The organism is Halalkalibacillus halophilus DSM 18494 (assembly GCF_000423105.1).
GTDB lineage: Bacteria > Bacillota > Bacilli > Bacillales > Alkalibacillaceae > Halalkalibacillus > Halalkalibacillus halophilus.
In genome coordinates, this window is the sequence record NZ_AUHI01000004.1 from 23577 (window position 1) to 37149 (window position 13573).

A 13573-nucleotide genomic window follows, 5' to 3' on the forward strand; every position below is an offset into this window, starting at 1 on the left:
TGTATGATTTCTCTTCCATAGTATAACAGAAAATTTAGAATCGATTGCAAATTATTTGTCGACACCAAATATAGCTTGTATGGCATTTGGCAAATCTTTTTGCCATTGTTTCCAAGTATGTTCTCCCTCAAGTTGATGGAATTCATAATCGGCAACTTTATCTTTTAATAATTCTTGTAACTCCAAATTTGGGTTTAAGAAGTCATCAATTTCACCATTAGTGGTTTCAACTTTTTCCTCTGCATTTCCGATTGTATGATAAATTGACATCGTATCAATTTCATCTGTGTCTTGTACCATTTGTTTTAATCGTTCGTCTACATAAGGTGATTGCATAATCACTTTTCCAAATGTATTAGGGTATTTAAGTGCCGTCATTAATGAAACGGTTCCTCCTAATGAATCCCCCATTAAAATACGACAGCTTTTTACATGATAACTAGGGAGTTCTTTGTCTAATACTGGCACGACTTCAAAGCGTAAAAAACGCATATAGTCTTCTTGCTTTTCACTATCTGGATGATATTTATCCCACCGGTCGTAGCGATCTTTGTAGTGGATACCTGCGAAAATAGTGTTCTCAATCGTGCCATCTTTATGAAGCTTATCACTAACTCTTCCTAGACGACCTAATTGATAATAGTCGTTACCGTCTTGAACGATACATAAATGGTATTTATATAATGGTGAATAGTTTTCTGGTCTGTAAATTGTGATTGTGAACGTTTCGTCGAGATATGTGCTATGAATTTCACGTTCAACTGTTGTTCCATCTCTGCCCAAAATGTATAACCTCCATTTACGTTAATTTCATCATTTATATTTTATCATAATATAAATAATTCGCGAAGATTTCGATTTAAGCGCTATGCAAGGTCTGATATACTGAATAAAAGGAGGCACAATGATGTCAGATGAGAGAAAACATATACCAAGTAATGAAGTTGAGAACGCTGCGAGAAAACAATTAGAAGAACGCGGTGTATCTATAGAAAGTATTGCAGATATCGTTTATCAAATGCAAAAACCTTATAATGAAGAACTTAGTTTAGATGATTGTGTAATGAGTGTAGACAGGGTGCTTATGAAACGTGAAATACAACATGCCATTTTAGTTGGTGTAGAGCTGGATGTATTAGCTGAAAAAGAACAATTATCTGAGCCACTTCAATCACTTGTGAAGCAAGATGAGGGGTTATTTGGAGTAGATGAAACCATCGCATTAGGAGCTGCTTTAGGGTATGGGAGCATAGCTGTAACCACTTTTGGGCATCTCGATAAAGTGAAAGTTGGTATAATTGAGAAGCTTGATACGAAAGACGGCAAACAATGTCACACTTTCTTAGATGATATTGTTGGTAGCATCGCTGCGAACGCGTCTAGCAGAATTGCCCATCGTCAAAGAGACGTCGAGGATGGATTATCTGAAGAAGAAATTCATTTAAAAGATGAAGAGGATCGTCTATAGTATCCTTTATGAAAAGTGTAATCCTTTAAAGAGAATTAATTGAAAATTCAGTGAGATAGGGGAGAAACATTGTGATAAATAGTTTACAAGATCGCATTCAATTAAATAATGGAATAAATATACCGGGGATTGGCTTAGGTGTTTATAAAGTCTGGGAAGATCAAGAAGCAGCTGACACTGTAAGGACAGCAATTAATCAAGGTTATCGTCTCATTGATACAGCTTCTTTTTACGATAATGAAGTCGGTGTTGGCCAAGGCGTCCAAGAAGCGGATGCCAATCGAGAAGATGTCTTTATTACTTCAAAAGTATGGAATGAAGAACAAGGTTATGATGAAACACTTCGAGCATTTGAGCAAAGTTTACAAAAGTTAAATATGGATTACCTTGACCTATACTTAATCCACTGGCCAGTTACAGGAAAGTATGAAGATACATGGAAAGCAATGGAGCGACTCTATAGTGAAGGTATGATCAAATCAATAGGTGTGAGCAATTTTCATAAACATCATTTAGAAAAACTATTTGTAAAAGCAAATGAGAAACCCGTAGTGAATCAAGTAGAATTTCACCCCCATTTAATTCAAAGAGAAGTGAAACAATATTGCGAAAGGGAAGACATAAAGTTGGAAGCCTGGTCCCCTTTAAAAAGAGGACAAGTTTTGGAAGAGGATGTCATTGTCAGTTTAGCAGAGAAGTATCAGAAAACACCGGCACAGATCATTCTAAGGTGGGACATCGAACAAGAAGTAATTACCATACCAAAATCAACAAATGAAAAAAGAATGAAGGAAAACACGGATATCTTTGATTTTCAACTAACCAAAGAAGAAGTAGAAACAATCAATAATTTACATTGTGATAGTAGAACAGGGCCAAACCCAGACGAATTTTAGAGTAGAAGAACCTTTCATTTTAGAAAGGTTCTTTTTTTTGAGTATAGAAAGCAATCTTATTTACAGTTTATCATTGTGAATTTTTGAACTTAATTTAATTTTTAAACTTTGTTCAAAAAAAGGTTGCGTAATTATTTGAACGCTGTTAATATTTTAGTTAATAAAGAATTTTCAGATAACTTAACAGTGTTCAATTTTTTTATAACAAAATGAAAACACTTACTTAACAATAGAATAGGTGATGAAAAATGCGGTTAACAGAAAGAAAAATGCAGCGAAAGCGGGAGCAAATATTACAAACAGCGATTTCTATAATTAAATCACATGGGTATAGTGGTGCGACAATGGAATTGATCTCATCTGAGTTATTGATGACAAAAGGATCACTCTATTATTACTTCAAAAACAAAAGTGATCTTATGTATCAATGTCATAACTTTGTCCTGTCGCAGGCAATCAAGGATCATGAAGAAATCTTAGCCAAGAATCTGAACCAGCGGCAAACATTGTATGAAATGGTTTGCCTTCATATTGATTATGCCGTAGAGCAAAAAGAAACGTTTAATTTAATTATGGAACCAAAGCGCTTTTTTAAACAAGAACAATTAGAACCTGTTTTAAAGCTACGTAAAACCTATGAAACGATTTTTGACCAAACAATTGAGAAAGGCATTAAAGCGGGAGATTTTCAATCAGATGATTATAAGGTCGCAAGGCTATTTATTTTAGGGGCAATGAACTGGATACAGCAGTGGTACAGTCCAGAAGGGCAACTAACAAAACAAGAGTTAAAAGATCTTTATTTTGATTACATCATGAAGATATTGGGAGGAAAGGAGTAGATTAGATGGTCACTGATACAATTACACTTTTCGGAAGAGAGGATGTGAAAGTATATAAAAATAGAGTTGAAACCATTGATGATTTCCTTCAAAGGCAAGTAAATATGAGGCCGGATCAACCTGCTATCGTTACAGAACAGGAGTCACTAACTTATCAGGAGTTGAATGATCAAGCAGAAAAAATAGCTGCATATTTTCAAGTGAACCATGGTATTCAGTTAGGAGATAGAATAGCGGTCATGATTGGAAATAAACATCAATTTCCTTTAATGGTGTATGCATGTGCTAAATTGGGAGCCATTATGGTTCCAGTAAACATAAAGTTATCTGTTGAAGAAAAGGCATATATCTTAGGTCATTCAGCTGTCAAGGCGGTAGTACTTGAACAAATATTTGAAAATGAGTTAAAGGAAATCCTTCAAACCCAGCCAGAAATTTTACCCGACCACAATGATTACTATATTACGGATGGTGAAAACACTTTTCATAATCTGACAGATCACAATCTTCCGTTTAGTCCTGTAAAGGTTGAGGAAACTGACGGGGCTTATATTTTATATACATCAGGTACAACAGGTAGACCTAAAGGTGCAGTTTTAACACATATAAATGTTGTTCACAGTGTGATGAATTATCAGTATGTGTTTGAAACAGACGTTCATTTAAAAACTTTGATCGCAGTGCCGATGTTTCATGTTACTGGTCTTGTAGGTCAACTTCATCACCTCATATATATTGGGGGAACGGTGTACAGTATGGAGCGTTACCAGAACAAAAAATACATTGAGTATATATTAAAGGAACAAATTAATTTCTTATTCAATGTCCCGACAATTTTTATCATGATGGCTACGGAACAGTCTTTTAAAGAAAATAGTTTCGACTTTGTAGAAAAGGTGGCATTTGGTGGCTCCCCAATTTATGAACAAACCTTTCGTATGTTACAAGATGCATTTCCTAATGCCAATTTACACAATGCTTATGGAGCTACCGAAACGACCTCTCCAGCTACACTTATGCCAGTTAATTACCGAAAAGAAAAAGTCCGTTCGGTTGGGCCTGCTGTACCAGTAGCTGATATTAAAATTGCAAAGGATAACGGGAAACGGGCCCAGATAATGGAATCAGGGGAGATATTAATCAAAGGTCCAATGGTAATTAAAGAGTATTGGAGGAATGAAGAAGCAAATGCGAATAATTTTGTGAATGGATATTGGAAGTCTGGAGACATAGGAATTGTTGATGAGGACGGTTTTGTTTATGTGAAAGATCGTAAGAAGGACATGATTAGTCGTGGTGGAGAGAAAATTTTCTCCATAGAAGTAGAAGATGTATTGAAAGGGCACGAGGATGTACACGAAGCTGCTGTAGTAGGTTTACCTGACCCAGTCTTTGGCGAAAAAGTAAAAGCCTTTGTAGTTGCTCCTCATATAGCAGGTGAAGAAGCTACGCTAAAAACATATTGTGCAACTCATTTAGCTAAATATAAAATCCCTGAGGTTATAGAATTTGTGGACGAACTTCCACGTAATGCTTCTGGGAAGATACTCAAAAATCAATTAAAACAAGTAGGGGGAAATTAGTATGTTGGAAGAGTTAACACCGAAAGCAGAAGTGTATAAAGAAGATTTACTAAAGTTTATGAAAGAAGAAATTTATCCGAATGAATCGGTATTAGAAGAGCAAATAGAAAGTGGAGATTCAAGGTGGGAAATCCCTCCGATTATAGAAGAATTGAAACAAAAGGCAAAGGATCGTGGTCTATGGAATTTGTTTATTCCTAAAGAATATGGTTATGGTGCTGGTCTGACCAACTTTGAATACGCACATTTATGTGAAATAATGGGACGTTCTTTGATGGCACCTGAAATTTTTAACTGTAACGCTCCGGATACTGGAAATATGGAGGTACTGATTAAATATGGAACCGATGAGCAGAAGAAAAAATGGTTAGATCCTCTGTTGAAAGGGGAGATTCGTTCGGTATTTTCTATGACTGAACCAGATGTTGCCTCTTCCGACGCGACAAATATTCAAGGCGAAATTACCCGTGACGGTGATGAGTATGTGATTAATGCGAAAAAGTGGTGGTCAACAGCAGCACTTGATCCAAGGTGTGAAGTTGCAATAGTTATGGGTAAATCTGATGTGACTGCTGAAAAGCATTTACAACAGTCAATGATTCTCGTTCCTTTTGATACACCTGGAGTTGAAGTGAAGCGAGCATTAAAAGTGTTTGGATATGATCATGCCCCACAAGGACATGCAGAAGTTCACTATAATAACGTCCGTGTTCCAAAAGAAAATATTTTATTAGGAGAAGGAAGAGGCTTCGAAATCGCGCAGGGACGTTTAGGGCCAGGCCGGATCCATCATTGTATGAGGGCGATAGGTGCAGCAGAACGTGCCTTGGAATTAATGGTACAAAGAGCAGACAGTCGCTCCGTATTTCATTCTAAAATGTCTCAAAAAGACACAGTACGTGAGGATATTGCAAGGACGAGAATTGAAATTGAACAAGCACGATTGTTAACTTTACACGCTGCTCACAAGATGGATCAAGGGGGATCCAAAGAAGCCAGAAAAGAAATTGCAATGATAAAAGTCGTAGCACCGACAGTTTCACTAAACGCAATTGATCGTGCTATACAAATTCACGGTGGGGGAGGAGTATCTCAAGACTTTCCACTTGCAGAACATTGGGCAAATGCTAGGACGTTAAGAATATTAGATGGACCTGACCAAGTTCATTTAAGAGATGTCGCTCGATTAGAATTACGTGAACAATTAAGATAATGCATTTTACGAAAGGGGGTTAGAGAATGAACACATGGCAAGTTACTAAATTGGGAGAACCAAGTGAAGCTTTAGAAATGAAGAGTTTAGAAATAGACTCACTTAAACCTGGCGAGGTACTCGTAAATGTGAAAGCGTTCTCATTAAATTTCTTTGACATATTACAGTGTCAAGGAAACTATCAAGAAAAGCCTGAACTTCCATTTACTCCTGGAGCGGAAGCGGCGGGCATTGTAGAAGAAGTTACCTCCTCCTCATCTTTTGAAGTAGGAGATCGGGTACTAATTACTCCTCAGCTTCCAAATGGAGGTTTTTCGAAACACGTCGTAGTGAAGGAAGAAGATGTATTCCCAATTTCAAAACAGTTATCTTATTCAAAAGCGGCGGCTATGTTTATTACTTATCACACTGCCTATTACGCGCTAAAAAACAGAGCACAGTTAATGGCAAATGAAACAATTTTAGTCCATGCCGGTTCTGGTGGGGTAGGTTCTGCAGCAATTCAAATTGCTAAGGCGATGGGAGCAAAAGTTATAGCAACGGCTGGTGGGGAGGAGAAGACGAAAATTTGTTCTGATTTAGGAGCTGACTATGTCATTAACTATCGTGAACAAGCTTTTGAGAAGATTGTAAAAGAGCTAACAGATCATAAAGGCACAGATGTTATTTTTGATCCAGTTGGTGGAGATGTGTTCCATAAGTCTCGAAAATGCATAAATTTCTCAGGTAGGATTCTCCTCATAGGATTTGCAGGCGGAGATATGCAAGAAGCTCCGATGAATCACGCACTAATCAAAAACTATTCTATAGTAGGTGTGCATTTTGGTTACTACCGAAAGCTTTTCCCAGAAGAAGTTAGAAAGGCCCATCAAGAATTAATGCAATTGCTAGATCAGGAATTGCTTGACCCATTAATTTATCATGCCTTTCATTTTGAAGAAGTACCAGAGGCGTTAGAACAACTTCAAACACGTAAAACTTGGGGAAAGGTAGTAGTTGAACCATAAAAAAGCTAGGAGGGGGGATGTCGATGGAAGAACTTGTGCACCAAGAGGTAAAAAATCAGATTGCTTGGGTAACTCTACAACGACCAAATAAATTGAATGCTTTATCAAAAGAGCTCGTTGATCAATTATACGATCAATTGGTTATTGCGGAGGAGAATCCAGAAGTGAAAGTTATTGTGATAAAAGGCAGTGGCAAATCCTTCTGTGCTGGTGGAGATATCGAATCAATGAGCCAAATAGAATCTACAGTTGACGCAGCAAAATGGATTGATTCCGTTTCCCAACTTACTACGACTATTCGCACCATAAAAAAGTATGTTGTTGCCGCGGTTAATGGATATGCTGCTGGTGCTGGATTTAGTCTTGCTCTTGCATGTGACTTTATTGTCGCTGATAGAGATGCGAAATTTGCAATTAGCTTTACAAACATTGGTTTAATACCAGACTTAGGGTTAATGAAAAGCCTTTCATCTAGAATATCCATGCCACTTTTAAAAGAATGGGTATCTAAAGGTGCTATCATCTCAGCAAAGGATGCGCAAAATTATAGTGTTATTAACAAGGTTGTAGATGAATTAGATGAAGGTGTGGAACAGTTTGTTTCGTTTATAATTCATGGACCTTCTGTAGCTAATCGTTATGTGAAGGAAATCATTAATTCTCTATACGAGCAAAGCTTTGAAGAAGTAAGAGAAAAAGAGAATGTTACACAAGCCTTATTGTTACAAACAACAGATCATGAAGAAGGTGTTCAGGCATTTATAGAAAAAAGAAGCCCAAAATTTAAGGGAAGATAGTGTTGATCGATCTATTAAAATAATTATCCTTTAGGAGGAAATAAGATGAGTAAAGGAAAGTTTAGTCTCTTAATTATTGCAGTATCTATGCTAGCGGTTGTTATGGTGGCCTGCGGAGATAGTGATAGTGGTGAGGAAGAAACAATTGAGTTACGTGCTGCAACTGGCTTGAGTGCCCAACATGCTTGGTGGGACGCAACGATGGTACCTTGGATGGAACAGGTAGAAGAATTAACGGATGGACAAGTTCAATTTGAAACATTCACTGGTGGTGAACTTGTAGATGTGCCGGATGAAGCAGAGGCAACGCTTGATGGCACAATTGATGTTGGTTTAATTCTTCCTATTTATGAACCTGATCAATATCCAATGGCGGAAGTTACCATGCTTCCATTAGCTGATTCTGATACGTTAGTTGCTACAAGAGCATGGGATCGTCTATTAACAGAAGATATCGATTTAGGTGATGGGGAAACATATTATGATATGCAGTTTTCTGATTTTAAATTATTCCCAACATCAACAACACAAGAGTACTCTATTTCCACAACAGGTCATGCTTTTGAAACAGTGGATGACGTAGAGGGAACTTCTTTACGTACACCGTCAAGAATTCACGAGCTATATTCAGATAAAACTGGAATTAATAGTGTAACGATGCCAGCAGTGGAAATGTATGATGCTCTAAGCCGTGGATCTTTTGAAGGAAGTTACTACAGTATTGCTGACTGGTCAGGTTATGGCTTTCAAGATTTATTTGAATACACATTAACAGGAATCAACTTTGGTCATTTTAATGCATTTATAGGAATGAACCAGGATACGTGGGAAGACCTCCCAGAAAATGTTCAAGAAGCTATGACAGAAGCTTACGAAGACGTATTAATATCTGGTGGGGAAGAATGGTTGGATCGTGCAGATGAGATGGTAGAGTATAACGAAAGTGAAGGCGGAGAATTTGTGGAGTTTGATTCGCTAGATCAAGAAGTACAAGATCATTTTAATGAAGGAATCGAAGAAACATGGTTAGAATATGCAGAATTGCTTGAAGAACAAGGGTTACCTGGTACAGAGCTAATTAAAGTATGGAGAGATTTAATTATCGAAGAAGGCGGAGACGTTCCAGAAGCTCTGAAGGATTTGGAATAGAGTCAAATAGTTACTTGAAAATTTAAAATACATGTGAATCGCGGGACTTTTTGACAGTTGTCCCGCGTCTCACATCTATTTACATAATAAAAATAGAATTGGGAGGGGTAATCGTGGATAATACAGTGATTATAGCAATTGTTCTAATCATGGTAATCGGCTTATTGATTTCAGGTTTGTATATACATTCCGTCCTTTTTGCAACAGGACTCATTGGATTACTGTTACTAGAAGGTTTCGACTATTTACCAGGATTAATTGGTAATGAACCATTTAGACGTGTAGCAAGTTACACTTTAACAACTATTCCTCTGTTTGTACTTATGGCGCAATTTATATTGCAATCAGGCATTGTCAAAGACATATTTTATATGGTGCATAAGGCAGCGAAAGGGAAAAATAGTTTCCTTGGTATTATGACCTTGTCCATTGGTGGCGTCTTAGGTGCAGTTTCAGGTTCTGGTACGGCAACTTCGGCTTCACTAGGACAAGTAGCGATTCCAGAGTTAAGAAAACATGGGTATAGTGGTAGATTAGCTGGTGCAATTGCTGCAGCAGGTGGCTCATTATCAGGCATTATCCCTCCGAGTATTATTTTAATTTTATATGGAGTTGCAACAGAAACTCCTGTAGGTGATCTTTTTATAGGAGCAATTATTCCAGGAATTTTAGTGTTAATCGTATTTATAACTGTCATGCTATTCTTTTTCCAAATGGAAAAGCGCAAGAATGCAAAAAATGATGTAACAGAAGAGATCGAAGATGAAAGTGTTGTTGAAACTCTAAGTGTATCGCGATTAATTGTTGTTAGCATCGCGGCTACAACTATTATGTTGGTGATTTTTGGAGGTATTTATTCAGGACTATTTACTCCTACTGAAGCAGGTGGGGTTGGAGCGTTTGTTGGGTTCTTGGCTGCATTAGTATTAGGAAAGGTAAACTTTAAATTTTTACAAGTATCTTTAGTAGAAACAATTAAGCTAACAGGAATGGTAATGCTGATTATGATTGGCGCACAGATCTTTGGCCGATTCGTTTCTCTATCCTTATTGCCACGTAAATTGATTGATTTGTTAGAACCAATCATGGAAAATCCAGCGATTGTTCTAATTATCATTTCAGTTGTGTTATTCGTAATGTTTATGTTTATTGAGGGCGCAGCAGTTATTCTGATGTCCATTCCAGTACTAATGCCTATTATGGTAGAACTTCAAGTAGATTTATTATGGTTTGGAGTTTTTGTCGGAATTATTTGTACAATCGGACTAATCACTCCCCCAGTAGGTTTGAGTGTGTATGCAGTTTCGGGGATCAGTAAAATTAGATCTGAAGCAATCTTTAAAGTATGTATGGTGTTTGCAATAGCAGCTTTAGTAGTTGTTTGTGGATTAATGATTTTATTCCCAGAAATTGCAACATTCTTGCCTAATTCGATGAATTAAATAATAGAAGAGAGGGTGAATAACATGAATGGAGTAATCAAAGCATATGGAGCATTTGAAAAAGTTAAATTAGTAGGTGTTTGGATCAGCGGAATCAGCTTGTTTGGTATGATGCTGTTCATTGTAATGGACGTTATTTTACGAAATGTATTTAGTGCGTCACTCAGTGGTGGGTTTGAAATGGTTCAAAATTATTTTATGACTTTAACAGTTTTTCCTGCTCTTGCTTATGTTTATGCCTCAGGAGTTCTTCCGAAGATGGACTTGCTTATGGTTAAACTAACAAACTCTTCTAAGAAAATGTTGATTTATGGAATGGTTTTGTTGGAGATATTGGTTTTAGGGATTATGTTTTATTTCACCATTTTATACGCACTAGACGGTTTAGAAAGAGGGATGTCATTTCCTGCTGCCGGTACATTATACCCTATCTATCCGCTTCTATTTTTAGTACCTCTTGCGTTTGCAATGGTGATTATAGAAAACATCTTTATTATTATTAGAAACCTAAAAGTCGAAAAAGCTTCTCTGTTATTCAAGGATGAAGAAGAACAAGATATTGGGGAATAAAGAGGGTGTAAATTTAAATGAATAAAATTCATGTCATCACACAAAAAGAATTAGTAGAACCTGATCGGTTAAAAGAGGCTACTGTAGTTGTTATTGATGTTTTTTTGGCAACATCGACTATTACATTCTTATTAAATCAAAATTATCATCCAGTAATTGCAACGGAGAACGCTCCTAATGCCTCAACAATTGCTGGTCAAATGGATATAGATAGTTTGCTCTTAGGTGAAAACAATGGTAATGAGATTCCGGGCTTTTTGTTTCCGGACCCAAGATTAATAGAAACTGTACAACAGTCAAAACCTGCTATTATTTGTTCAACGAATGGAACAAGAGCAATCGAAGCAGCAAAAAAAGCAAAGCATTTATATATTTCCTCCATTACAAATGGCCATTTAGTTGCGGAACAATTAAGAAAACATGTAAACGAAGGACCTATTGTGTTGATTTGTTCCGGCAATGGTGGAGGGTTTTCGTTAGAAGACTTTATTGGAGCTGGTCATATCATTGATCGGTTATTAAAAAAGGAGTCTTTTGTTCGCACAGATGCAGCAAAGCTTGCCCAAAAAGCATTTTTAGATAGTGAAAAGCAAGGGTTTCATGACTTATATGACGTAGACACACGTCACTTTTTGAAGCAACTAAATTATCTAGAGACGGTTGATTATGTAATCGACCATTTTGAAAACGTTTCTGTATTGCCTTGGTATAAGAATGGTGAAATAGTAGATTTATTTAAAGTGACTGGAGGTGGGCAACATGAATAATTCTGTAGAGTTAGAAGTGAACAATTATATTGGAACTATTTTTCTCAATCATCAACCTCTGAACGTACTTACAGGAGATTTTTTAGAAGAAATTAGTAGAAAAGTTGATGAAGTGCAAAGGGATAGACAAATAAGAGTTCTGCTGGTGAAATCTAAATCTAAAAAAGCTTTCATTGCTGGTGCAGATATTTCAAGTTTTCCAGAAATTAATAGAGAAATTGGCCAGGAGCTGGTCGATACTGGTAAAAAGGTGTTTAATAAAATTGAACAGCTTGATGTTCCAGTAATTGCAGTAATTGATGGGGTAGCATTAGGCGGTGGCTTAGAATTAGCTTTAGCATGTGATCTTAGAATTGCTAGTAGCTCGAGTAAATTAGGTTTACCTGAAACGGGGCTTGGAGTGTTTCCAGGTTATGGAGGCACACAACGACTTCCACGTTATGTTGGGTTAGGAAAAGCGAAAGAAATGATATTCACTGGTTCCACTTTGAGTGCGGAGGATGCAGAGAAAATAGGCTTAGTAGAACATGTTGCTCAGTCTAGTGAAGATTTAGATACTCTATCTCATTCCCTTGCATTAAAAATATCAGAAAAAGCACCACTAGCCATTTCTAAATCAAAACAAGTAATAAATAGTGGCTATGATTTATCTTTAGCAGAGGGTCAACGACTAGAGACGAAGTTATTCGGAGATATTGCCGAAAGTGATGATCTTAAAGAAGGAGTCCAAGCATTTAATGAGAAGCGGTCTGCTAATTTTAAAGGAGAGTAAAGGAGGGGCATTGTGTCTATAGAGAACTATGTTGATGAAGAATATATTGATTGGACGTTAGTTAGAACATTTATACGAACAAACCTATCCAACATACCTGACGAGGAGATTTACGTAAAAAAATTCTCAGAGGGATATTCCAATATGACTTACCAGCTAGCTATAGGTAACTGGGAAGGTGTATTGAGAAGACCTCCATTTGGTGAGATCCCGCCTAAAGCACATGATATGGAAAGAGAACATCATTTATTAGAAAAAGTTAATCGTGCTTTTCCGCTTGCGCCGAAACCTTATTTGTTTTCTGAAGGTGGAGAAATGATGGATAAGCATTTTTATATTATGGAAAAAAAGCCAGGGATTGTCCTTGATCAATCTATACCAGCATTTTATGGGACTTCCGAAAAAGTGGGTCCAGTTGTATCCGATCAGGTAATTCAAACGCTGGTGGATATGCAATCAGTTAATGGGAAACAACCAGATCTGCAAGGAATAGGAAAACCAGAAGGATACCTAGAAAGACAGGTCAATGGCTGGATAAAGCGATTAAATCGTTCCAAGACAGAAGATATTAATGAAGTGAAAGAGTTGGAAAAGTGGCTAGTAGATCATATGCCAGTTTCTCAAAATCCAACAATCGTGCATAATGACTTTAAATTGAATAATATATTGTTTGATGAACATGAGGTAGGAAAGGTGAATGGAGTGATAGATTGGGAGTTATCAACAATAGGTGATCCAATGACAGATGTAGGCGCTTCTGTATGTTATTGGGGTGGGAAAGATGACCCTGACTTAGGTATAAACATTATTACAGATCAGCCTGGATTTTACTCAAGAAGAGAATTTATTGAATCCTATGCAAATAAAAGTGGAAGAGATCTATCACAAGTTGATTACTACGTTGCATTTGGCTTTTATAAGTTAGCGGGCATTCTTCAACAAATCTATTATCGTTACTCGATTGGTGAATTACCAGACGAAAGATTTAAAAACATGAATAAATCAGTGAATAATTTGCTAGAAATGGCTGAGTTGGCCAAGCAAAAGAGATTATTATAATAGTGAAG

General features: G+C 36.9%; 14 protein-coding genes. 13 read left to right on the plus strand and 1 reads right to left on the minus strand.

The genetic code is table 11. The features are described from left to right. Positions 1–51: 51 nt before the first annotated feature. Positions 52–783, minus strand: a complete 732-nt coding sequence (locus G532_RS0100135; protein ID WP_027962943.1) for an alpha/beta hydrolase — start codon at positions 781–783, stop codon at positions 52–54. A 124-nt stretch (positions 784–907) separates the two neighbouring features. Between G532_RS0100135 and G532_RS0100140 the strand changes: the two genes are divergently transcribed. From G532_RS0100140 to G532_RS0100200, 13 genes are all read left to right on the plus strand, one after another. After that, entirely contained in the window at positions 908–1468 is a 561-nt protein-coding gene (locus G532_RS0100140; RefSeq protein WP_035512333.1) for a phosphatidylglycerophosphatase A family protein, read from the plus strand. Between the two features lie 71 nt (positions 1469–1539). Then, on the plus strand, positions 1540–2364 hold the full coding sequence (locus tag G532_RS0100145) for an aldo/keto reductase (RefSeq protein ID WP_027962945.1): 825 nt from the start codon (positions 1540–1542) through the stop codon (positions 2362–2364). Positions 2365–2612: 248 nt separating this feature from the next. Next, positions 2613–3206: a TetR/AcrR family transcriptional regulator gene (locus tag G532_RS0100150; protein ID WP_027962946.1), complete on the plus strand. Its 594-nt coding sequence runs from the start codon at positions 2613–2615 to the stop codon at positions 3204–3206. Between the two features lie 5 nt (positions 3207–3211). Further along, positions 3212–4789: a class I adenylate-forming enzyme family protein gene (locus G532_RS0100155; RefSeq protein WP_027962947.1), complete on the plus strand. Its 1578-nt coding sequence runs from the start codon at positions 3212–3214 to the stop codon at positions 4787–4789. 1 nt (position 4790) lies between these two features. Next, positions 4791–6002 carry an acyl-CoA dehydrogenase family protein gene (locus tag G532_RS0100160; RefSeq protein WP_027962948.1) on the plus strand — a complete coding sequence of 404 codons (1212 nt, stop codon included), beginning with the start codon at positions 4791–4793 and terminating at the stop codon, positions 6000–6002. Between the two features lie 26 nt (positions 6003–6028). Then, positions 6029–7009: an NADPH:quinone oxidoreductase family protein gene (locus G532_RS0100165; RefSeq protein ID WP_027962949.1), complete on the plus strand. Its 981-nt coding sequence runs from the start codon at positions 6029–6031 to the stop codon at positions 7007–7009. 23 nt (positions 7010–7032) lie between these two features. Further along, a complete protein-coding gene (locus G532_RS0100170; protein ID WP_051188995.1) occupies positions 7033–7806 on the plus strand; it encodes an enoyl-CoA hydratase/isomerase family protein in 774 nt (257 codons plus the stop codon). A 45-nt stretch (positions 7807–7851) separates the two neighbouring features. After that, positions 7852–8955: a TRAP transporter substrate-binding protein DctP gene (dctP, locus tag G532_RS0100175; RefSeq protein WP_027962951.1), complete on the plus strand. Its 1104-nt coding sequence runs from the start codon at positions 7852–7854 to the stop codon at positions 8953–8955. 113 nt (positions 8956–9068) lie between these two features. Beyond that, positions 9069–10397 carry a TRAP transporter large permease gene (locus tag G532_RS0100180; protein WP_027962952.1) on the plus strand — a complete coding sequence of 443 codons (1329 nt, stop codon included), beginning with the start codon at positions 9069–9071 and terminating at the stop codon, positions 10395–10397. Positions 10398–10421: 24 nt separating this feature from the next. Beyond that, positions 10422–10967, plus strand: coding sequence for a TRAP transporter small permease (locus tag G532_RS0100185; RefSeq protein ID WP_027962953.1), 546 nt, complete (start codon positions 10422–10424; stop codon positions 10965–10967). A 17-nt stretch (positions 10968–10984) separates the two neighbouring features. After that, positions 10985–11734 (plus strand): 2-phosphosulfolactate phosphatase, encoded by a 750-nt coding sequence (locus G532_RS0100190; RefSeq protein WP_027962954.1) that lies wholly within the window; start codon positions 10985–10987, stop codon positions 11732–11734. Further along, complete coding sequence (locus tag G532_RS0100195; RefSeq protein WP_027962955.1) at positions 11727–12506, plus strand: enoyl-CoA hydratase/isomerase family protein; 780 nt, start codon at positions 11727–11729, stop codon at positions 12504–12506. The genes G532_RS0100190 and G532_RS0100195 overlap by 8 nt, the downstream gene beginning before the upstream one ends. Before the next feature lie 12 nt (positions 12507–12518). After that, complete coding sequence (locus tag G532_RS0100200; RefSeq protein ID WP_027962956.1) at positions 12519–13565, plus strand: phosphotransferase family protein; 1047 nt, start codon at positions 12519–12521, stop codon at positions 13563–13565. Positions 13566–13573: the final 8 nt, after the last annotated feature.